Here is a 19,977-nt window from a genome sequence, read left to right on the forward strand (position 1 = left end):
ATTTTTAGATACTTGCATAATATACACCAGTAGCGATTGTTTCTGCATCTCCTTTCATCCATACATAATCATGATTATCCCACTTAATATATAAATCTCCTCCAGGTAAATGTACGGTAATTTCTTCATTTTTGCTTACTTGATTAGTTAATATTGCGGCTACCACTGATGCGCAAGCACCAGTCCCACAAGCTTGTGTTACTCCAGAACCTCGTTCCCAAACACTAAAATTTATTTCTGTAGGGGAAACAACTTCAATAAATTCAACATTTACACCATCTGGAAAACGATCATCCTTCTCAATCAATGGTCCTATCTCCAATACGTCCGTCTCTTTTAATTTGTCGACGAAAAATATTGCGTGTGGATTACCCATTGAAACAGCCGTCACATTCAACTGTATGCCATTAACAGTAAATGGTTCAGCAATAACCTGCTCTGTTAACGCTCCTACCATGGGGATTAAATTCCGTTGGAGAATAGGCTTACCCATATTAATTGTTACTAGCTCAACACAGGAATTTTCTACAGCTACCTCAGCATCAACAATATTCGCTTTTGTTTCTATTGTAAATTGCTTAGATTGTACAATTCCTTGTTCATAAGCATATTTTGCTACACATCGCAGTCCATTACCGCAACTCTGGCCTTCTGAACCATCCTTGTTAAATATTCTCATCCCTAGATCTGCTTGCTCACTAGGCTGAATTAAGATTAATCCATCCGATCCGATTCCCGTATTTATACTCGATACCTGTCGGGCAATGGCAGACATCTTGGATTCGTCCATTATCTCTTGAAATAAGTCAACATATACATAACTATTTCCTAATCCGTGCATTTTAGTAAAAGAGAACTTCATCCTCGGTTCCTCATTTCTTCTATTTTTTCTGAAGTTGCAATCCATGGCTATCCAATGCTTGATAAATTGGTTTCAGCCTTGGAATACCTTCTGCGACCATTTCATCATTAATTAAAACAATCGGGTAAAGTAATTCTTCTTCCACCATTTGTTGAATAAATAATTGATGTTTTTCCACGTTTGGAGGTTGATCAATATCAATATATTCAAACCAGACCGTATCCGCGACATACTTCCTATTTATGGCTGCTTGCAACCATTCAAAGGTATCACGTGAGCCCGGTGCACCAACACAACTAGCACAAATTTGTTCCGCTCCATAAACCGTAACCCTAATTTCATTCATACCCTTACTTCCCCCTTTATGGATATCTTTTATTTTACAAAATCATCATCAAAAGATAAAATAAAAATGATTATCGTTTTCAATAAGACCATAGATTTTTTAAAGTGTTCGTTTTATAATAGATAGTAAGAAAGGAGAAGATGGATGATGCAAGAACAGGTACAAGAAGTGTTAAATAAATTACGTCCATTCTTGCTACGTGACGGTGGCGATGTGGAATTAGTTGATGTAGATGAAAACGGCATTGTACTTCTTCGTCTGATGGGTGCGTGTGGAAACTGCCCTAGCTCTACCATAACATTAAAGGCAGGAATTGAGCGTGCCTTAATGGCAGAAGTTCCAGGGGTAACGGAAATCGAGCAGGTGTTTTAAGATACTAGACATGAAGCACTGATGATATAGTGTCAAACAGTTATAACCATTGCTTTTCTTAAACAAAGAAGGCTTATTCATAAGCCTTCTTTGTTTACGTTATTGGGGTTTTAGGGTCTTCTCCCTCTAATACCGCTATTACATTTTCTAAACATAATTTCCACATTTTTGTTCTTGTCTCTGTACTCGCAGACCCAATATGAGGAAGTGCAACAACATTGTCTAAATTGACTAAGGGGTGATCAGAGCGAATTGGTTCTTCTGCAAAAACATCCAATCCTGCAGCCATAATCTGTTTTGTTTTCAGCGCATGTATTAACGCCTCTTCATTTACCACTGCTCCTCTGGATATATTAATAAATATTCCTGTATTTTTCATTTGTTGAAAAGCCTGCGCATTAAATAATTCAGCTGTTTCCTTTGTTAACGGCACGACGGAAATCACAAAATCTGCTTGCTTTAGTAACGTATGAAAATCCACATAACGTGCTGAAAGTTCTGCTTCTTCTTGATATTTTCGAGAACGATTGTAATAGAGAATATCCATTCCAAACCCTTTTGCTCTTCTAGCAATAGCTTGGCCAATTCTCCCCATCCCAACAATACCTATCGTTTTCTGATGAATGTCTGTGCCTGCTAATAAGTAGGGAGCCCAATTTTCCCATTCATTTCTCCTTACAAAGTCACTTGCTTCTATTAACCGACGTGCTGTGGCCATAAGTAAGGCAAAGCCTAAGTCAGCAGTTGTTTCAGTTAATACGTCTGGTGTATTGGTTACAACTATTCTTCTGGATTCAGCAGCAGCAATGTCAATATTATCAAACCCTACTGCTAGATTCGCTATTATTTTCAAATGGGGTGCAGCTTTCATTAAATCTTCATTAACATCTTCACTTAACATACATAATAGGGCATCAGCCTCTTTTACTTGTTCTAATAAAACGGATCTTGGAACAGGTTCATTCTCGTGCTCCCAACATTTAAATTCAAATTGTTCCGCATATGGAGCTATGAATTGATTAGGGATTTTACGTGTAATATAGATCAGCGGTTTTTTCATCTTATAACCTCCATTACTAGCATATTATAGCCAGTGTAACACAGGTATCTGTAAGAGTTCACAATCAATGTCTACGCTGTTATAAAAATCACCTAATTTCTGTTCATATTCGGATTGGAGCTGTAATAATTGTTTAAATTGCTCAGCACTACTATTCGCTTCTATTAAGTTCCTTTCTAGAAAGTCAAAAAGATGAATTGGAAACAACAACCTTGCATACACTAATCGCCAACTAAATACAGATAGAGAACGAATTGCCTGGTAATCATTTAAGAATCGAGTGATATTAGCTGGCGGTACATTAGCTAGCAGTTGTTGTCGAATAAATTCAGAAATATCTCTAGCAGGATGATCATACACTAATTCCATTGGCCACATAATTGGCTGAATTAATTGGTTAGCATACCTTCGAAAAGCAACTGTACCTTGATCAACTTCGTAATACCGTTGTTCTTGTTCACTTTCACGAATATACTGAATGGCATTTTCACTGATGCCAATAATATAAGGTAATACATCCATGACAAGCTGATTATATGCAGAGGGGCTTATCCTTGCTTCTTGTGCTAATTTCTCTTCCATGCTATTAACTTTAGCTATCCAAAGCTCTTTCCACTGTCCATAGCTGGAAATTGCTTTAGGCTCATATTGATAAGCATTTCCAATTTGATGAAATTCAGCTAAAAGCTTCCCATCTGATATGTCAAACTCTCGTGTAGTAAGCTTGCCTTGAATCACCATATACATGGCGTCCTGAAAAGGTGTGAACCACTCCCCTTGGTGATTTTGTATAGGAACTGCCATATGCACATAATAGTCTTCAGCTAAATAATAAGCCACAACTGCCTGTTCCATATGAATAACTTCATTGTTATCAATAGAAATGGTAAAATAAACATATTCTCCAGATTTAAAACATTCTTTTCCATCGACCCACCTTTTTTCTTCTGGCTGAATATTATAGTTTTCGTAAAGCCAGTCTGGAATAGGCAAAAAGATCCCTCCTTTGGGCATATATTATATTTATATGTAAGAGAGCATCCATTTTTAACTTAAATTGAAAAAGAGAGAGGAAGATATACAAGATGGAACGAAAAACCATTCACAGTGAATTAGAAGTGAAAGCAAGACAGTGGCTCACCGAACGTGGAGTTACATTAGATGATATTGCAGAGCTTGTTTATTATTTACAATCAAAGTATCATGATCATTTAACGCTCGATGTATGTAGACATAACGTCGACCGTGTATTAACGAAGCGAGAAGTACAAAATGCTATCGTAACCGGTATCCAATTAGATGTATTAGCAGAAAAGAAACAATTGGAACAGCCTCTTCAGAAAACCATCGATACGGATGAAAGCTTATATGGCGTTGATGAAATTATTGCTTTATCCATCGTTAACGTTTATGGTTCTATTGGATTTACGAATTATGGATATATTGATAAACAGAAACCTGGAATTTTAAAGAAACTAAATGATAAATCAACAGGCGAATGTCATACTTTCCTAGATGATATTGTAGGAGCAATAGCTGCAGCTGCTTCAAGTAGACTTGCACACTCTACAGGAGAAGATATTTTAATCGAGGAATAAAATAAACATAAATACAATAAATATAGGTATATAAAAATAGCAGGAAGAAATCTTTCCTGCTATTCTATATTTTTTATCCACTCATCTAATTGATGAACAAAATAAGTTGGTGCTTTCTCTAAACTTGCATATGCCTCAAAAGGAGTAACGCCAGTAAATACCATCAATGTGTCAATACCAGCATCAATTCCTGCTCGTATATCCGTATTGTAATTGTCACCAACCATTACTACCTCTTCCTTTTCTAAATCTAAGACGTTCAAAGCTTCTTCGATAATAATCGATTCAGGTTTTCCGATAAAAATCGGATCTATGCCGGTACTCCTTGCAATAACGGATGTTAGAGCTCCATTCCCAGGAAGTAATCCTCGTTCATTCGGGATTGCCACATCCCCATTTGTAGAGATGAACGTTGCGCCATTACGTACTGCTATACTGGCTTTTGCTAATTTCTCATAGGTAATATCTCTGTCAATTCCAATAACTACAAAGTCACAATCTTCATTTTCTGTTATTGTAAGCCCCTTCTTCTGAATAGCTTGATGAATTCCTTCTTCCCCAATAACATAACAACTTGCATTATGTTTTTGTGCTTTAATATAATTAGCTGTTGCAATACTTGTAGTAACAACTTGATCCTTATTAGCGGTAATTCCCATATACGTGAGTTTTTCAGCAACAGCTTCTTGGGTTTTTGAAGAATTATTAGTGACATACACATAAGGGATTTGTTTTGCATTTAAAGCAGCAACGAAATCAGCAGCAGCTTCAATTGGTTCCTCCCCCTTATACATTGTCCCATCTAGATCAATTAAGTAACCATGGTATGATTTTGTCATCGTAACCCTTCTTTCTTGTTGAACATAATAGAAGACAGATAAATATTGTCATCTGTCTTCTATTAAAACAACGATTTTTATCGTTATCATGATTCATTTGAAAAGGCGTTTGCTACACCTAGCTCATTATCCAAATAGGTTCTTACATGACTAGAGAACTGCTTATAGATATGATAATTACGTTGTACAATTTGTTGCAGCTGTCGATGATCCACAGCATGATAAGAGGACATCAACATCTTTCTAAGCTGAATTAACTGTTTATACGGAGTTTCTTCCTGTAATGGAAGAACTTTTTCATCGATTAAGATGTCAATAATATCATCATAACTACCAGGATCGCGCATAATAAAACCATCGATCATCATATTTCCAACATCTATTGTACATTCTATTACTATATGCACAGCTCTTTCTAACCCTAATTTGTCAATCAATGTATCTGGATCATTCATCTTCAATACATCCAACAATTGATCTAAGTATTCAAGTGTCTGTTCTATCTTACTTCTTTCTACAAAATACATGTAACAAACCTCCAAAATGGAATACATTATTTATCATACCATATCATATGGGATTTTTGAGCAGAACATGGTATAGTAAAGGAAAATGTCAATATTCGGAAAAGAGGGAAATGATGAGTACAAACTATGAACTAATTAAAGATGAAACCATAACCAAGGAAGTACGCTATATTAGCTTTATGGGCAATTTACAGCGTTATGATTTTGCATTTATCCAGAGTGAAGAATGCCCAAATAAAACCATTATCATTAACCTTAGAAAAAATCGGTTTACCGAAATAACGAAGGAGGATTTACAGGATAGAGGGAGAATTGAACATATCTTCCAAGAAACAAATATGGAAGCAGATGAGATCAGAAATTTTCTCAAAGAAGTACTTTGATTGTTACTCCAATTTAAAATTGGCAGATAAGGAGAAGAATGACATATGATGGGATCTGTTGTTTCTTCCAGTGAGGAAGATATACTTGACTTGGATATTACTGCTATATCCCATGCAATTAAAGAAAAGAAATTCTCGATAACATCCATTGTAGCCGCTTATATTCAAAGACAACAACAAATCAATCCGATTTTAAACGCTGTTATTGAAGACCGATATGAAGAAGCTATGGAAGAGGCACAGGAAATGGATAGATATTTAGAGAATCATCCCCCTACTTCCCCTCTGTTTGGTATCCCAATTAGTATTAAAGAATCGATACATGTAGCAGGGATGAAAACAACTGGAGGACTGGAGCACAGGAAGGATCTTATTGCTCGCCATGATGCGGAAGTGATCACGAAATTAAAGCAATCTGGAGCAATAATTTTAGGTAAGACAAATACCCCAGCCTTATGTTTTTGCCAGGAAACGGATAATAAATTATACGGAAGAACGAATAATCCTTGGGATATAACACGAACTTGTGGTGGTTCTAGTGGAGGTGAAGGTGCACTGTTAGCAGCAGGAGGTGCTGTCGCTGGAATTGGTTCAGATATTGGAGGCTCCATACGCTTTCCAAGTCACTTTAATGGTGTAGTGGGATTTAAGCCTGGGTGTAATCAAATACCTTCCAATGGCCATTTTCCATCTGTCACAAATGATATGCAAGCTCGAATGCTAACCATAGGACCGATGGGGAAGACGGTAAGAGATATGGAACTTTTATATTCCATCCTATCATCTTGCGAACCAGAAGACCACTCACTGCGAGAGTTTAAAATAGATATTCTTCCAAGTAATATCTCGCTGCCTCTAAGTTTAGAAACAAAAAATTTACTGAATGATGTGGAAAAAGTAGTCATGCGCTCCTTTTCTACCTATCGTCGAATTCCTCCTTTATTTGAGGAAAGCACGCAGTTATGGCAAGAGATGATATCAAGTAATGGTAGCGATTTAATTGAAAAAGCCGCTTATCATAATGATCGGTCAAATATAATAAAAGCTTTTCTAAAAGAAAAGGTTACCGAGCGTACTAGAATTCGGCCATATTTATCAAAAGCAATTTTAGGATCCAAATTATTCCAACCATCGATTAGCAGAATAAACGAAATCAAAGAGATTATTTCCAATGGCGATCAAAGAATTCACGCCTACCTTAAAAACCGCTTGTTAATCTTCCCAGTATATCATACTGGAGCGTTACCACATGGGAAGGTGTATCAGCAAGTCTTCTCGATACGCAGGAAATTTCTTACCTACATGCCTTATGTTGCTTATGCAAATGTATGGGGATTGCCATCACTAACCTTACCAATCGGGAAAGATGACAATAACATGCCTATAGCCATACAAATTATGAGTAACATCGGAAATGAAAATGCCGTATTCCGACTGGGCAAAATGTTAGAAAAGAAATATGGCGGATATCACCGATGTCCCTTATAAATTAATTTATCAATTGCCATTCCTACTAATTAGTATCCAAATTCTAGTTTCTTTTATTTACCAGCCATACGTTTAACAATTAAACAAAAAATACAAACCAACAACCTTTTGGTTTGTATTTTTTAGTGAAGGAGTGATATGAATTTGACGATGCGAAAGAAGAAAGATTATGATAACTTTTCCAATGTAGAAAACGCGCATGATAAATTAATCCCAGAAGAATTTCCAGAAGGCTCATTTGGATCCCCGATAAACAAAGACGAAGCCGTTGAAGGAAAATCAACGCCATGGGAAGAAGGGCAGCGAAGAGATAGCGCATTTGTCTATCCAGATAGGGAACAGCATGAAAAAGTACCAAGAAGAATACCTGGTTCACATATCATTCACGATGAAAAAGATGAAGAGCAGTAGCAAGAACGCTACTGCTCTTTTGAAGTCACTTTCTCTAGCACAAAATAGGCACAGCCAAAATTACAATATTCATAAAGATAATCATCCAGCGCACCAATTTTCGCATCAAATGCTGCTTTTTGGTTTTTATCTGTATAAAAACCCTTCAATCGTAATTGTTCATAACCCCAATCTCCGACTATGTAATCGTATTTCGCTAATATATCTGAATATCGCTCTTTGATGACTTCTTCTTGAAATCCTTCTTTATGATTTTCTATAAGCTGATACTTTTTACCTTGCAGCTCAATCATATGAATCCCCCCATACTGTAACTTATTTGTGGGTGTTTTTAGGTTCTACTAAATATTAATCGTCCAAGGCTATAAGACAAGATCGGTCCACCTAGCTTCTCTACTTACAAAAACATCTTTTTATTAAAACAAAACTTCCGTTATTCTGCCGATAAATGTCTTTTTCAGTTTATCATCTTTTTATAAAAGCCACCAGAAAAATACGGGTATGAATTTCACCGAGTATTACAAACTAATGATGATAAAACAACTTAGAGAATGGAGGATAGCCATGGATTGGAAAAGGATGCTTCCCATTGGATTCATGACTATGTTGCTAATAACTGGCTGTGCCAATGATGATACCGCAAAAAATGAAAGTGAGCAAATAAAAGATGAGCTTGATCCAAATAATGAATTACAAGAATCAGAAGATGGCACAGATGATAAGCTGGGCTATGTACGCTATACGAAGGATCAAATGGATAATAATTCCGAGAGAAATCATTCCATAAGCATGGATCGTACTGAAATGGCAAATATGATTACTCGAATTATGTTGCGGAGTGACGCCTTTGAAGAAGTAGCAACGTTAGTAACAGATGAGGAAGTCTTAATTGCATATCAAAAATCGGATGCATATGATGAAGCAAAATCTGCACAAATGGCTAAGAAAACTGCTATGTCTGTAATGCCAAGATACTTTAAGGTATATGTTTCCGATAATGAAACCCTGATGAATGATATCCACAGTCTTCATAATTCAAGAACCACCGATGGAAATTATGATAATACAATCCAACAGATCATCGATGAAATGAGAAAATCACCACAAGGTATGACTGACGAGATGAACGAATAATCGTAATACAGGACTAGCTGGATATTTCTAGCTAGTCCCTTTTTTTCGATTGTGCATAATCCGGTAACTTTGTGGAAAAGTTATAAGCAGTACGTTCAATAATTATAGCAGCATTCCTATTTTATGAATAAGAGTAAGGGTGAGTTTTTTGTATTTAAAACGGATTTTTATGTTATTTATTGTTTTATTCGTTCTGTTAATAAATAGTTCAGTGAATGCTGAAGAATCTGTATACGATGAGCGAATGGCGCTTTTTAAAAAGACAGAAGCCTTAACACAGATTCCTTGGTATTACTTTGCTGCTATTGATAACTATGAACGAAACATAAAAAAGAATGCAGATGATGAGAAAGTGGTATCAATCGATGTTCCACCAGAATTATGGTTTGGACTAGGTAATTCTTCCATGATTCATGATGAACGACTAATTATGTTTTTTAATGGTAAAGGAAAAGACGGAAATGGTGATGGAAAGGCAGATCCAGAAAACCCAGAGGACATTTTACAAACGATCGGTAATTACATTTTGGAATATGGGCAGACAAAAGACGATATAAAAATTGCCTTATGGAATTATTATAATCGCGATTTGTCCGTTCAGACGATCATGAATACAGCAAAGGTCTTCCAAACGTTTCAAGACATAAATCTTACTGACCGCGATTTTCCTGTATCTATTTCTCATAATTACAGTTATCGGAGTACATGGGGAGATCGAAGAGGTTTTGGCGGATTACGGATCCATGAAGGCACGGATATTTTTGCAGGGTATGGAACACCAGTAAAATCAACTACCTATGGCGTTATTGAAATGATAGGCTGGAACTTATATGGAGGCTGGCGCATTGGAATTAGAGATATCTATAATATTTATCATTATTATGGGCACATGAATGGATATGATGATGACATAAAAGTTGGTCAAGTAGTAAAACCAGGAGATGTTTTAGGGAGTGTCGGTTCAACTGGATATGGCCCACCTGGAACATCAGGGAAGTTCCCTCCGCATCTGCATTATGGCATGTATAAAGATAATGGTACAAGTGAATGGTCCTTCGATCCATATCCTTACTTAAAAAAATGGGAACGGATTGCGAAACAGAAAGACTAAAAGAGCAGGGACATCCTTCCCCCTGCTCTTATATGTTCAAGGTGCCTCCATCTACTACTAAGGTCTCGCCAGTAATAAATGAAGATTCATCCGATGCCAAAAAAAGAACAACGTTTGCAATTTCCTCGGGTTTCCCAATTCTCTTTAAAGCATTCGATGTTGATAAGATCGGCCATTTTTCCGACTGTTTCCAATCCTTAATCATTCCCGTATCAATAATTCCTGGAGCAATTGCATTCACTCGAATATTTTTTCTGCCAAACTCCGTTGCTGCCGTTTTCGTAAGCGCAATAACGCTACTTTTTGAAGCTGAGTAAGCAGCAACTAATTTCTGTCCCTTTATCCCTGCAATACTTGCTGTATTGATGATAGAACCCCCAGATTCCATATGAGGAATACCATACTTCATTGCTAGAAAAACACCATTCTGGTTAATGTTTAACACTTGTTGCCACTCATCTATTGTTATATCTGGAATTTTCTTCTCTACACTATTTACGCCTGCATTATTAAATAAAACGTGAATACTTCCATATTTATCGATCGTAGCTTGAAATAAGCTTTTCATTTCCTTCGGATCTGTAATATCTGTTTGTATATAAGTTGCTTCGACACCAGCATCAATGAGTTCATCGATAAACATTACTTCCGACCTGCTTACTCGATCAGCTAAAATAAGATGTGCTCCTTCTTTTGCAAAGCATTTTGCGGTTGCTTCTCCAATCCCACCAGCACCACCCGTTATAACAGCAACTTTATTTACTAATCGCATTTCTTCTCTCCTTGTCCATCGTATACTTATTTATGGAGTGACAATTAATTTCCCATAAGTTCCTCTGTCTCCTAATACTTCTAATGCATGAGGTACTTCTTTAAAATCAAATTCTTGATAAACCAATGGTTTTATAAGACCTTGATCATACAATTTCATCAAGGATTGATGAATAGCGACAACATTGTCCGGATGTTTTTTTCTAAAAAGCCCCCAATGCACACCAACAATGGAATAATTCTTTACTAATGCATGATTCACTGGAGCTTCCGGAATGCGCCCTCCAGCAAATCCAATAACCAGTATGCGCCCATCAAAGGCAACACATTTTCGTGATCGATCAAATACATCAGCACCAACAGGATCAAATATAACATCTGCACCTTTGCCATTTGTTTCTTGTTTAACAATGTCGACGAAATCATCTTTAGTATAATCTATCGCAACATCTGCACCTAGTTCTTTACAAACTTGTACCTTCTCCATTCCTCCTGCAGTAGCAATGACTCTACAACCAATTGATTTCCCTAATTGAATAGCTGCAGAACCTACGCCACCTGCCCCAGCATGAACTAATAGCACGTCATCTTCCGCGATGCCTCCTCGGTGAAATAATGCATAATAGGATGTTTGATACGTGATAAACATTCCAGCAGCCTCAGCAGCAGATAAATTATCCGATATAACATAAACAGCAGCTTCTTTCACGCATACTGTTTCTGTGAGACCGCCACTTGGGAGCTCAGGTGTAGCAATGACCAATTGACCAACTTTTAGCTTACTTACCTCCTCCCCAACAGCACGAATAATACCACAAACTTCCGCTCCAGGAGTAAACGGAATAGGAGGGCGTTCTTGGTATTTGCCTTGACATAGTAATATATCAAAAAAATTGAGCGAAGAAGCCTGAACTTCAATTAAGACATCTCCAGCTGCAGGAACCGGTTCTACTTCTTCTTGAATCTCTAAAACATCTTTTGGTTCTCCTAATGTAGTTACTTTCCAACTACGCATGTTACTTATCCCCCTTTAATTTAATGTAACTCTTCTCTAATTTTGCGACGAAGAATTTTGCCTACTGATGTTTTCGGTAGTTTTTTTCGAAATTCAATAACCTTTGGAACTTTATAAGGTGCTAGGCTACTTTTGCAAAAATTAATTATTTCCTGGTCTGTACATTGACTACCTTCTTTCAACACAATAACCGCTTTTACTGTTTCTCCACGATATGGGTCAGGTATACCAACGACTACAGCTTCTTGAACTGCTTCATGTTGATAAATAACTTCTTCTATATCCCTTGGATAAACATTGTATCCACTTGCGATAATTAAATCTTTCTTTCGATCAACGATATATAAATAACCGTCTTTATCCATGTAAGCTATATCCCCCGTATAAAGCCAGCCATCTCTTAATGTTTGTGCTGTTTCTTCTTCCATATTCCAATAACCTTTCATTACCTGTGGACCTTTAATAACGATTTCTCCAACTTCCCCAACTGGTAATTCCTCTGTACCGTAAACTAAATCCACGATTTTATAGTCCGTTGATGGAAAACCTATGCCGACACTGCCTGGTTTTCTTTCTCCGAAAAGAGGATTACAATGGGTTGTTGGTGAACTTTCAGATAGACCATATCCTTCTAGAATTTTTGCACCAGTTTTACTTTCAAATTCTTTCATGATTTCTCCAGGCATGGGGGCGCTTCCACTATTACAAATCTCAATACTGTTAACTGCATATTCCTTCACTTTTGGATGGTTTATTAAAGCAATATACATGGTCGGGACACCAGGGAAAGAAGTTGGCTGCACATCTTTTATGGTCTGTAATACTTCCTCAATATCAAATTTGGGTAAGAGAATATTCATTGCTCCAGTATATATTGATAAATTCATACAAGAAGTCATACCGTAAACATGAAATAGCGGGATAACACTTAAATATCGTTCCATGCCGAAATCAATATGATCTTTAAAAAATTCATATGATTGCATGACGTTTGCTAAAAGATTTCGATGTGTCAGCATTGCTCCTTTTGATCTCCCTGTCGTGCCACCTGTATATTGAAGTATTGCTATATCTTCACTAGGATCAATCTTGACAGGAGTAAATGATTGATTCACGGATTGCAGAAATGTTGCAAATCCAATTGCTATTCCATCTTCAACCTCGTATCCACTTAGGCTTACTTTTATTACATGTTTAATTGGTGTTTGGTCGATAATTTGATTTAAACTCGGCAATAATGCATCATATATGATAATTGTCTCTGCACCGGAATCATTTAGTATTTCTTCCATTTCTTTCGCAACAAGCATCGGATTTAGTTGGGTAACAATTCCTCCGGCTTGTAAAATCCCATAATAACTAATAACATATTGTGGGCAGTTTGGTAACATAATAGCTGCTCTGTTGCCTTTTTTTAGACCCTGTTGTTGAATCGCACTGGTAAATCGATCTACTTGAACTCCTAATGCTTGATATGTTGTTTCCTTACCATAAAAACACAAGGCTGGTCTTTCACCATAGTTACCAATTGTATCTGTTAGCATGTCTGGTAATGTTTTATTAGGAATTACTATCTCCTTGGCAATATGATCTGGGTAATGCTTATGCCAGACTTTCTCCATTATCATTCCTCCATCCCATTAAGAATACGCTTACATATTCAAGCTAGATGATTCACCTTGTTCTTGTAACTGACGCCATAATATTTTTCCACTACTAGTGGTAGGAAAATGATCAATAAACTCGATAACTCTAGGATATTTATAAGCTGCCATCTGTTGTTTAGACCACTCAATTATTTCCTTTTCTGTTACATATCCTTTGTAAGTCTCCTTGATGATAATGAAAGCTTTTACCGTTTCTCCACGCTTTTCATCCGGTGTACGAACCACACATGCTTGTTGTACAGCTGGATGATTATATAAGATTGATTCTACTTCTGTTGGCCAAACTTTATAACCCGAAGCATTAATCATCCTTTTTAACCGGTCAACTAAAAAATAGTATCCCTCATTGTCCATTTGTACAATATCACCCGTACGAAAGAATGTTTTCCCATCGATTTGAATATGCGCCTCCTCGTTCTCTTCCACACGATTATAATAGCCTTCAAACACTTGTGGTCCAGAAACAACCAACTCTCCATTTTCATAAGGTCCCAGTATTTCCTTGGTATGCAAATCAATGATTCTAGCATCCAGATCAAAAGTTGGGATTCCTAAACATTGCAGCTTGGAACGATGCGGGGGATTAAAATGAGTATGTGATATGGTTTCTGAAAGTCCATAACCCTCTATATATCTTAGTCCAGTTCGATTAAACAAGGCTTCCCCTACTGCCTCGGGTAATGGCGCTCCTCCTCCACCAATAGACTGTAAGGATGATATATCATAGGTACTCAGTTTAGGATTGGCTAAAAAATCAATCAGCATGGTACTTATATTTGTCCAATGCGTACAGTTATATGTTTCGATTACCTTTCCTGCCACATCTCGATCCCATCTCGTCAAAATCACCATGCTGCTCCCACCAAAAATCGGCGTAAGAGCACTATGCACCAAACCGGTAACATGATATAACGGCAAGGTCGTTAACACGACGGTATCTGATGTAAAGTTCATCCAATGATAAGCACTAACTGTATTTGCTTGCACAGTGCGATTTGTATGCTTGCATCCTTTAGGGAGCCCAGTTGTTCCAGATGTATATGGAATAACCGCAAGATCATCGCTTTTTCCATGATATGAAGAAGCTTGATAGTTATAAACTAATGCCTCCTCCCACCAGACATCTTGCTCAAGGGTAATTACAGGTAAGGTAACTTCTGAGGGCAAATCTTCTAAATGATGATTAGGGTGAATATAACTAGCATAAGAAGTGACAAGAATGTTTTTAAGAGAAGTTGTCTCTTTTAATGGAAGTACTTTTTCATATAGTTCCATTCCTACAATTGCATGGCTAATTTGGCAATCTTCTAAATAAAAATGGAGATCTTTTGTTATACTCATGGGGTTAATTGGTACAACCACTGCACGCAATCGTAGGATAGCAAAAAAGCTGATAAGAAATTGTGGAGAGTTTTGCATAAATAGTAAGATTTTATCACCTTTTGCAACATGACATGTTTGTTCCATATATCCTGCAAGTGCTTCAACTTCTTGTAATAACTTCTTATAAGTATAAGATTGACCATAATAATAGATGGCAACTTTTTCAGGATATTGTTTACTAGTAAACAATAGGTTATCAAATAAGGTAGTTTCCGGGACTGTTAGCGTTCTAGATAAACGTTCTGGCCAATACGCAAAATGATTTGTATACATGTTCCTATCGCCCCCTTATTGATTACATTTACTTTGTCGTTCCTCAATAGGCATGATCTACAACTGTATCTTCTAACATTACATATTTTTGCTTCCATAACTTAGGAACAATTTGATACACTCCACAACGGCTTATATATTCAACAGCATCATAAGCATTACTTTCCAGCATTTTGCCGATTCGAGTATGAAGGAGCAGTTGGACGCTGGAATCTACTGTATTTTCAAAAAACAGCTTTGCTGCCAGCGCGCTATCCGTCAATTCCACATTTTCAAAACCTATTTGCTTTACCATACAGCTGATAAAGTAGCCTGCACCATAGAAGTCCTCTATACAAAATTGATTTTTAGATCCCGAACACACTGCAACAATAGTTTCATTTGTATAAGTAGTTACAATGTGATTACTAACAGCATCAGCATTTAATAACGAAGCTACGTATATGCTTTTAGCGGAAGTTGATTTACGTATTGCCACGGTACCATTTGTCGTTGAAAGAATCACCTTTTTCCCTTTCACATGCTCTTGTAATCTAGTTGGATTGGGATCATGGAATCCATCAATGGTTATGCCATTATATTCCCCTACTAACAGTATTTCTTCAGGTGAATGCCTTTCCGCTTCTATTAAAGCTTCTTCCTCATTTAATACAGGAATGATACTTTTAGCTCCTGCTTTTAAACAAGCTGTTATTGTCGACGTGGCTAACAATACATCAAAGACAACGGCGAGTTTTTCTTGATTCATTTGTACAGGATCTATTTCTTCCTTTTTTAAAAGGAGGTGAATTTTCATTTCACCACACCCTTGCTATAACTTCGAGCATATTCAATTAAACTTGCTACATAATGATTAAGATGACGAAATCGTTCATCATTCGTTTGACCTTGATGATAACGGTAATAGATTTGTTGGCAAATAACAGCAAGTTTAAAGTAGGCGAAGGTAAGGTAGAAATGCATATTTGATAAATCTTTCCCGCTTTTCTTTGCATATTCATTCATAAATTCTTCTCTCGTAAAGAACCCTTCCTTTATTGTCACAGGCGGCTTGCCAAAACCATTTTTTATCATTTCTGGATCGGTAGATTCCATCCAATATACTAAAGCAACTCCTACATCTGCCAATGGATCACCAACAGTTGTCATTTCCCAATCAAATAACCCTTCTAATGTTGTAAAATCTTCCGAATACATCGCGTTATTCATCTTGTAATCATAATGGATAATCGCTGGGTTTTCAGAAGTGGGAATATTTAATTTCAACCAATTTGTTAATTCATCTACACCTGGAATTTCTTCTGTTTTAGCTCGTTCATATCGCTTTGTCCATCCACCTACTTGCCTTTCCATAAATCCATCAGGTTTTGACATTGTGACTAAATCCGTTTTCGTATAATCTATTTGATGTAATTCAGCCAACTTTTCTACCATTAATTTGGAAATACGTTTTCCGATCGCCGGGGTATACGTAATATTATCTGGAAATTCAGTATCAACCACAATTCCTTTCCGTCTTTCCATGATAAAGAAATTACTCCCGACAATTGATATATCATCAGAAAAAATGTATGGTTTAGGAGCAGCGGGATAGAAAGGATGTAAGCTAGCTAATATCTTACATTCTCTTTGCATATCATGAGCTTTGGGAGCGACCGGACCAAAGGGAGGACGACGTAATACAGCCTCCCAATCGCCAATTCGCAATAAATAGGTCAAATTTGAATGACCCGCGCCAAATTGCTCAATTTGTAACTCACCCTCAGGTACCTCAGGAAGATGACCTGTAATAAATGCAGCTAACCTATCTTTATTTAGTTCTTCCCCTTTACGGACTTGAATCGTTTCCTGTGAAGCTTTCATACTATCCCTCCCTAATCATTCGTTTAAAATACCATGTAAAATCATTTGATAATATATTCTAGCTAATTCTTCTGGGGTAACATCCCCATCTGGATTAAACCAGTTATAACTCCAATTGGTAATGCCAACAACACCAAATGCGACCATATCTCCCCGAAGTGTATTTGTGAATTCCCCTTGATTTATACCTTCTTGCACTACATTCTTTACATTTTCAAGAAATTCCCTGCGAACCTTTTTAATTGCTGCTACATTGCCCTCAGATAAATGTCGTAATTCACGGAAGAAAACTCTTGCGCTAGACCCATGATCTTGAATATCTATAATTAATAACCGAATAATCTCAATCAGCTTTTCTTTTTGGGACAGCGATGACCTACTAATAATTTTTAATTGACGATCTAGTAGATTCGTAATGTAGTCATCGTGAATTTCCATTAGCAGCTGCTCTTTACTTGTGAAGTAATAATAGAACGTTCCTTTTGTAACATTTAACTTTTTCACAATATCTTGAATAGATGTTGCATTAAACCCTTGTTTTTCAAACAATAATATGCTTTGTTCAATTAATTTTTCTTTCACATATATCCCTTCTCGTTTCGCTTAAGCATAAGCACTCGATCCACCATCTACTCGCAATATATCACCTGTTACAAAGTCAGATGCCCGTGAGGCCAAAAACAGTGCAGCTCCTTTAATATCTTCATCTTTACCAAAACGATTCAACGGGGTACCTGCCAAAATTTTGTCTCCTCCTTTATCTAACAAACCTTTGGACATTTTCGTTGGAAAAAATCCAGGCGCAATTGCATTTACCTTAATATTATATTTACCCCATTTAACAGCTAAATCCTTTGTAAAAGTCATCACAGCCCCTTTACTTGTATTATAGCCAATGGTATTCATAACAGTTGGGTCAGACCCACCAAAGCCTGCAACCGACGCAAGATTTATAATTTTCCCTTGTTTTTGTTGAATCATGATTTTTCCTACTTCCAAGCTCATCAAATAGGTGCCTGTTATATTTACATTTATCACCTTTTCCCATGCCTCAAATGGCATTTCAATAACTGGAGCGCCCCACGTTGCCCCACTATTATTTACTAAAATATCAATCCTTCCAAAGTGTTCTACTGTTGCCTCTACAACTTTTTTAACATCTTCTTGTTTAGAAATATCGCATTCACATGCTAGTGCATCGATGTCAAAGCGTTGCATAAGTTCTTCACTTTTTTCCTTACAAGCATCTATCTTTCGAGAACATAAGATGACATTTGCTCCACTTTCTGCATAAGCCTCGGCAATATGTGCACCAAGTCCACGCCCTCCTCCGGTAATAATCGCTGTTTTCCCTGCAAGATTGAATAATTCAGTAACACTCATGACAACTCCACCTTTTGTTTATATTTTCTCATTTCTAATTTAGCTATCTGACGCCGATGAACTTCATCTGGCCCATCTGCTAATCTAAGTGTACGTGCATTTGCCCATCCAGCGGCTAAGTGGAAATCATCACTCACTCCGGCAGCACCAAATGCCTGGATAGCTCGATCAATCACCTGTAAAGCCATATTAGGTGCTACAACTTTAATCATTGCAATCTCAGCTTTTGCATCTTTATTTCCTACCGTATCCATCATATAAGCTGCTTTCAACGTTAATAGCCTGGATTGTTCTATCTCAATGCGTGAATTAGCCACCCATTCTTGAATAACGCCCTGCTCTGCTAATTTTTTTCCAAAGGTTTCACGCTCTTGAATACGCTTACATAATTGTTCTAGTGAACGCTCTGCTAAACCAATTAATCGCATACAATGATGGATTCTTCCTGGTCCTAATCGCCCTTGAGCAATAGCAAATCCTTTTCCCTCTCCCCATATCATATTTGCTTCAGGAACTCTCACATTATCATAGGTGATTTCAGCATGGCCATGCGGTGCATCATCATAACCGAATACAGGAAGCATCCGTTCAACTTTCACACCTTCTGTATTTAAAGGTACAAGGATCATTGATTGTTGTTCATGTTTTCGAGCTGTCGGATTCGATTTCCCCATAACAATAGCAATTTGGCAACGAGGATCTCCAGCACCTGACGACCACCATTTTCGACCATTGATAACATACTCATTTCCTTCTTTTTTAATACTCGTACCAATGTTCGTTGCATCACTTGAGGCAGCATCTGGCTCCGTCATAGAAAAACAAGATCGTATTTTCCCTTCTAATAATGGTTGTAACCATTCTTCTTTTTGAGCTGGGGATCCATAACGTTCAAGTACTTCCATATTTCCAGTATCTGGAGCACTGCAATTAAATACCTCGGGTGCGATCGAGGACCTTCCCATAATCTCACATAGAGGAGCATATTCTAGGTTGGTTAATCCCCCACCAACATCACTATTAGGTAGAAATAAGTTCCATAATCCCCTTTCCTTCGCCCTTTCTTTTAACTCTTCCAGGATTGGCGGGATACGAGACCAACGGTTTGCTTGGGATTTAAGTTGTTCCTTGTATACTTGCTCATTCGGGTAAATAAACTCTTCCATAAACTGATGTAGCTTGGTTTGTAAATTTAGTACCTTATCAGAATACGAAAATTCCATTTTCTTTCCTCCCATCCTCATATATAAAATAACATACCTACCGAATAGTATGTTCTGAATCTTATGTATATTATAACAAAATAATGACGATTGGCAATACCTATTCCCAACCTAAAAAAAGACTGTACTGATTTTGCTCAAGTTCAGTACAGCCTTTATGTTTAATCTATTGCTTCGATTTTTTAACCGCATAGGTAATACTAGCAGCTAAACCTCCCCAAATAATTACAACTGAAAGAATCATAAGTAAGATGGCACTACCACTCAT

The 19,977-nt window shown here is 37.1% G+C and carries 24 protein-coding genes; 7 read left to right on the forward strand and 17 right to left on the reverse strand.

Annotated elements, in window-relative coordinates:
- Positions 1-4: 4 nt before the first annotated feature.
- Positions 5-862, reverse strand: coding sequence for a diaminopimelate epimerase (gene dapF, locus JKP73_RS00260; protein ID WP_200410791.1), 858 nt, complete (start codon positions 860-862; stop codon positions 5-7).
- Between the two features lie 19 nt (positions 863-881).
- Complete coding sequence (locus JKP73_RS00265; RefSeq protein ID WP_021288917.1) at positions 882-1,208, reverse strand: YuzD family protein; 327 nt, start codon at positions 1,206-1,208, stop codon at positions 882-884.
- A 144-nt stretch (positions 1,209-1,352) separates the two neighbouring features.
- On the opposite strand from JKP73_RS00265, the gene JKP73_RS00270 reads away from it, so the two are divergent.
- Positions 1,353-1,580, forward strand: a complete 228-nt coding sequence (locus JKP73_RS00270; RefSeq protein ID WP_021288918.1) for a NifU family protein — start codon at positions 1,353-1,355, stop codon at positions 1,578-1,580.
- Positions 1,581-1,674: 94 nt separating this feature from the next.
- Here the strand turns inward: JKP73_RS00270 and JKP73_RS00275 are convergent, their stop codons facing one another.
- Positions 1,675-2,640, reverse strand: coding sequence for a 2-hydroxyacid dehydrogenase (locus tag JKP73_RS00275; RefSeq protein ID WP_188943370.1), 966 nt, complete (start codon positions 2,638-2,640; stop codon positions 1,675-1,677).
- Between the two features lie 24 nt (positions 2,641-2,664).
- The gene (locus JKP73_RS00280) at positions 2,665-3,633 is read right to left on the reverse strand and encodes a YutH/CotS family kinase-like spore coat protein (RefSeq protein WP_021288920.1); all 969 of its coding nucleotides are present in this window, start codon (positions 3,631-3,633) and stop codon (positions 2,665-2,667) included.
- A 92-nt stretch (positions 3,634-3,725) separates the two neighbouring features.
- On the opposite strand from JKP73_RS00280, the gene JKP73_RS00285 reads away from it, so the two are divergent.
- A complete protein-coding gene (locus JKP73_RS00285; RefSeq protein ID WP_021288921.1) occupies positions 3,726-4,238 on the forward strand; it encodes a phosphatidylglycerophosphatase A family protein in 513 nt (170 codons plus the stop codon).
- A gap of 59 nt (positions 4,239-4,297) precedes the next feature.
- Here JKP73_RS00285 and nucF read toward each other — a convergent pair whose 3' ends face one another.
- Both nucF and JKP73_RS00295 read right to left on the reverse strand, forming a co-directional pair.
- Positions 4,298-5,077 carry a 5' nucleotidase NucF gene (nucF, locus tag JKP73_RS00290; protein ID WP_021288922.1) on the reverse strand — a complete coding sequence of 260 codons (780 nt, stop codon included), beginning with the start codon at positions 5,075-5,077 and terminating at the stop codon, positions 4,298-4,300.
- A gap of 86 nt (positions 5,078-5,163) precedes the next feature.
- Positions 5,164-5,604 (reverse strand): DUF86 domain-containing protein, encoded by a 441-nt coding sequence (locus JKP73_RS00295; protein WP_021288923.1) that lies wholly within the window; start codon positions 5,602-5,604, stop codon positions 5,164-5,166.
- A gap of 110 nt (positions 5,605-5,714) precedes the next feature.
- Here JKP73_RS00295 and JKP73_RS00300 point away from each other — a divergent pair, with 110 nt between their 5' ends.
- From JKP73_RS00300 to JKP73_RS00310, 3 genes are all read left to right on the forward strand, one after another.
- Complete coding sequence (locus tag JKP73_RS00300) at positions 5,715-5,987, forward strand: SAV0927 family protein (protein ID WP_234447027.1); 273 nt, start codon at positions 5,715-5,717, stop codon at positions 5,985-5,987.
- Positions 5,988-6,032: 45 nt separating this feature from the next.
- Positions 6,033-7,475 (forward strand): amidase, encoded by a 1,443-nt coding sequence (locus JKP73_RS00305; RefSeq protein ID WP_021288925.1) that lies wholly within the window; start codon positions 6,033-6,035, stop codon positions 7,473-7,475.
- A gap of 150 nt (positions 7,476-7,625) precedes the next feature.
- Positions 7,626-7,886 (forward strand): hypothetical protein, encoded by a 261-nt coding sequence (locus tag JKP73_RS00310; protein ID WP_031334941.1) that lies wholly within the window; start codon positions 7,626-7,628, stop codon positions 7,884-7,886.
- 8 nt (positions 7,887-7,894) lie between these two features.
- Here JKP73_RS00310 and JKP73_RS00315 read toward each other — a convergent pair whose 3' ends face one another.
- Positions 7,895-8,179, reverse strand: coding sequence for a YutD family protein (locus JKP73_RS00315; RefSeq protein ID WP_021288927.1), 285 nt, complete (start codon positions 8,177-8,179; stop codon positions 7,895-7,897).
- A gap of 271 nt (positions 8,180-8,450) precedes the next feature.
- On the opposite strand from JKP73_RS00315, the gene JKP73_RS00320 reads away from it, so the two are divergent.
- Entirely contained in the window at positions 8,451-9,020 is a 570-nt protein-coding gene (locus JKP73_RS00320; RefSeq protein WP_021288928.1) for a YhcN/YlaJ family sporulation lipoprotein, read from the forward strand.
- A gap of 169 nt (positions 9,021-9,189) precedes the next feature.
- Complete coding sequence (locus JKP73_RS00325; protein ID WP_160806967.1) at positions 9,190-10,131, forward strand: M23 family metallopeptidase; 942 nt, start codon at positions 9,190-9,192, stop codon at positions 10,129-10,131.
- 28 nt (positions 10,132-10,159) lie between these two features.
- Here the strand turns inward: JKP73_RS00325 and JKP73_RS00330 are convergent, their stop codons facing one another.
- The 10 genes from JKP73_RS00330 to JKP73_RS00375 form a co-directional block, all read right to left on the reverse strand.
- Entirely contained in the window at positions 10,160-10,903 is a 744-nt protein-coding gene (locus tag JKP73_RS00330) for an SDR family NAD(P)-dependent oxidoreductase (protein ID WP_160806577.1), read from the reverse strand.
- Positions 10,904-10,933: 30 nt separating this feature from the next.
- Positions 10,934-11,917, reverse strand: a complete 984-nt coding sequence (locus JKP73_RS00335) for an NADPH:quinone oxidoreductase family protein (RefSeq protein WP_021288931.1) — start codon at positions 11,915-11,917, stop codon at positions 10,934-10,936.
- Positions 11,918-11,937: 20 nt separating this feature from the next.
- Positions 11,938-13,542, reverse strand: coding sequence for a long-chain-fatty-acid--CoA ligase (locus JKP73_RS00340; protein ID WP_370457739.1), 1,605 nt, complete (start codon positions 13,540-13,542; stop codon positions 11,938-11,940).
- A gap of 27 nt (positions 13,543-13,569) precedes the next feature.
- Positions 13,570-15,240: a long-chain-fatty-acid--CoA ligase gene (locus tag JKP73_RS00345; protein ID WP_021288933.1), complete on the reverse strand. Its 1,671-nt coding sequence runs from the start codon at positions 15,238-15,240 to the stop codon at positions 13,570-13,572.
- A gap of 43 nt (positions 15,241-15,283) precedes the next feature.
- Positions 15,284-16,036, reverse strand: coding sequence for a 2-phosphosulfolactate phosphatase (locus JKP73_RS00350; RefSeq protein WP_021288934.1), 753 nt, complete (start codon positions 16,034-16,036; stop codon positions 15,284-15,286).
- On the reverse strand, positions 16,033-17,103 hold the full coding sequence (locus JKP73_RS00355) for a phosphotransferase family protein (protein WP_200410792.1): 1,071 nt from the start codon (positions 17,101-17,103) through the stop codon (positions 16,033-16,035). Before JKP73_RS00355 ends, JKP73_RS00350 begins: the two co-directional genes overlap by 4 nt.
- A gap of 15 nt (positions 17,104-17,118) precedes the next feature.
- Positions 17,119-17,685 (reverse strand): TetR/AcrR family transcriptional regulator, encoded by a 567-nt coding sequence (locus tag JKP73_RS00360; RefSeq protein WP_021288936.1) that lies wholly within the window; start codon positions 17,683-17,685, stop codon positions 17,119-17,121.
- Positions 17,686-17,706: 21 nt separating this feature from the next.
- Positions 17,707-18,486 carry an SDR family oxidoreductase gene (locus JKP73_RS00365; protein WP_160806579.1) on the reverse strand — a complete coding sequence of 260 codons (780 nt, stop codon included), beginning with the start codon at positions 18,484-18,486 and terminating at the stop codon, positions 17,707-17,709.
- The gene (locus JKP73_RS00370; RefSeq protein WP_021288938.1) at positions 18,483-19,709 is read right to left on the reverse strand and encodes an acyl-CoA dehydrogenase family protein; all 1,227 of its coding nucleotides are present in this window, start codon (positions 19,707-19,709) and stop codon (positions 18,483-18,485) included. The genes JKP73_RS00365 and JKP73_RS00370 overlap by 4 nt, the downstream gene beginning before the upstream one ends.
- A 166-nt stretch (positions 19,710-19,875) precedes the next feature.
- Positions 19,876-19,977 (reverse strand): methionine/alanine import family NSS transporter small subunit, encoded by a 102-nt coding sequence (locus JKP73_RS00375; protein ID WP_021288939.1) that lies wholly within the window; start codon positions 19,975-19,977, stop codon positions 19,876-19,878.

This window comes from Virgibacillus salexigens (genome assembly GCF_014905415.1).
In the GTDB taxonomy this organism is placed as follows: Bacteria; Bacillota; Bacilli; order Bacillales; family Amphibacillaceae; genus Virgibacillus; species Virgibacillus salexigens.

Coding starts and splice junctions, on each gene's coding strand:
- dapF (WP_200410791.1), bottom strand. CDS start 862: ATGAAGTTCTCTTTTACTAAAATGCACGGATTAGGAAATAGTTATGTA.
- JKP73_RS00265 (WP_021288917.1), bottom strand. CDS start 1,208: ATGAATGAAATTAGGGTTACGGTTTATGGAGCGGAACAAATTTGTGCT.
- JKP73_RS00270 (WP_021288918.1), top strand. CDS start 1,353: ATGATGCAAGAACAGGTACAAGAAGTGTTAAATAAATTACGTCCATTC.
- JKP73_RS00275 (WP_188943370.1), bottom strand. CDS start 2,640: ATGAAAAAACCGCTGATCTATATTACACGTAAAATCCCTAATCAATTC.
- JKP73_RS00285 (WP_021288921.1), top strand. CDS start 3,726: ATGGAACGAAAAACCATTCACAGTGAATTAGAAGTGAAAGCAAGACAG.
- nucF (WP_021288922.1), bottom strand. CDS start 5,077: ATGACAAAATCATACCATGGTTACTTAATTGATCTAGATGGGACAATG.
- JKP73_RS00295 (WP_021288923.1), bottom strand. CDS start 5,604: ATGTATTTTGTAGAAAGAAGTAAGATAGAACAGACACTTGAATACTTA.
- JKP73_RS00300 (WP_234447027.1), top strand. CDS start 5,715: ATGATGAGTACAAACTATGAACTAATTAAAGATGAAACCATAACCAAG.
- JKP73_RS00305 (WP_021288925.1), top strand. CDS start 6,033: ATGATGGGATCTGTTGTTTCTTCCAGTGAGGAAGATATACTTGACTTG.
- JKP73_RS00310 (WP_031334941.1), top strand. CDS start 7,626: ATGCGAAAGAAGAAAGATTATGATAACTTTTCCAATGTAGAAAACGCG.
- JKP73_RS00315 (WP_021288927.1), bottom strand. CDS start 8,179: ATGATTGAGCTGCAAGGTAAAAAGTATCAGCTTATAGAAAATCATAAA.
- JKP73_RS00320 (WP_021288928.1), top strand. CDS start 8,451: ATGGATTGGAAAAGGATGCTTCCCATTGGATTCATGACTATGTTGCTA.
- JKP73_RS00325 (WP_160806967.1), top strand. CDS start 9,190: ATGTTATTTATTGTTTTATTCGTTCTGTTAATAAATAGTTCAGTGAAT.
- JKP73_RS00330 (WP_160806577.1), bottom strand. CDS start 10,903: ATGCGATTAGTAAATAAAGTTGCTGTTATAACGGGTGGTGCTGGTGGG.
- JKP73_RS00335 (WP_021288931.1), bottom strand. CDS start 11,917: ATGCGTAGTTGGAAAGTAACTACATTAGGAGAACCAAAAGATGTTTTA.
- JKP73_RS00345 (WP_021288933.1), bottom strand. CDS start 15,240: ATGTATACAAATCATTTTGCGTATTGGCCAGAACGTTTATCTAGAACG.
- JKP73_RS00350 (WP_021288934.1), bottom strand. CDS start 16,036: ATGAAAATTCACCTCCTTTTAAAAAAGGAAGAAATAGATCCTGTACAA.
- JKP73_RS00355 (WP_200410792.1), bottom strand. CDS start 17,103: ATGAAAGCTTCACAGGAAACGATTCAAGTCCGTAAAGGGGAAGAACTA.
- JKP73_RS00365 (WP_160806579.1), bottom strand. CDS start 18,486: ATGAGTGTTACTGAATTATTCAATCTTGCAGGGAAAACAGCGATTATT.
- JKP73_RS00370 (WP_021288938.1), bottom strand. CDS start 19,709: ATGGAATTTTCGTATTCTGATAAGGTACTAAATTTACAAACCAAGCTA.
- JKP73_RS00375 (WP_021288939.1), bottom strand. CDS start 19,977: ATGAGTGGTAGTGCCATCTTACTTATGATTCTTTCAGTTGTAATTATT.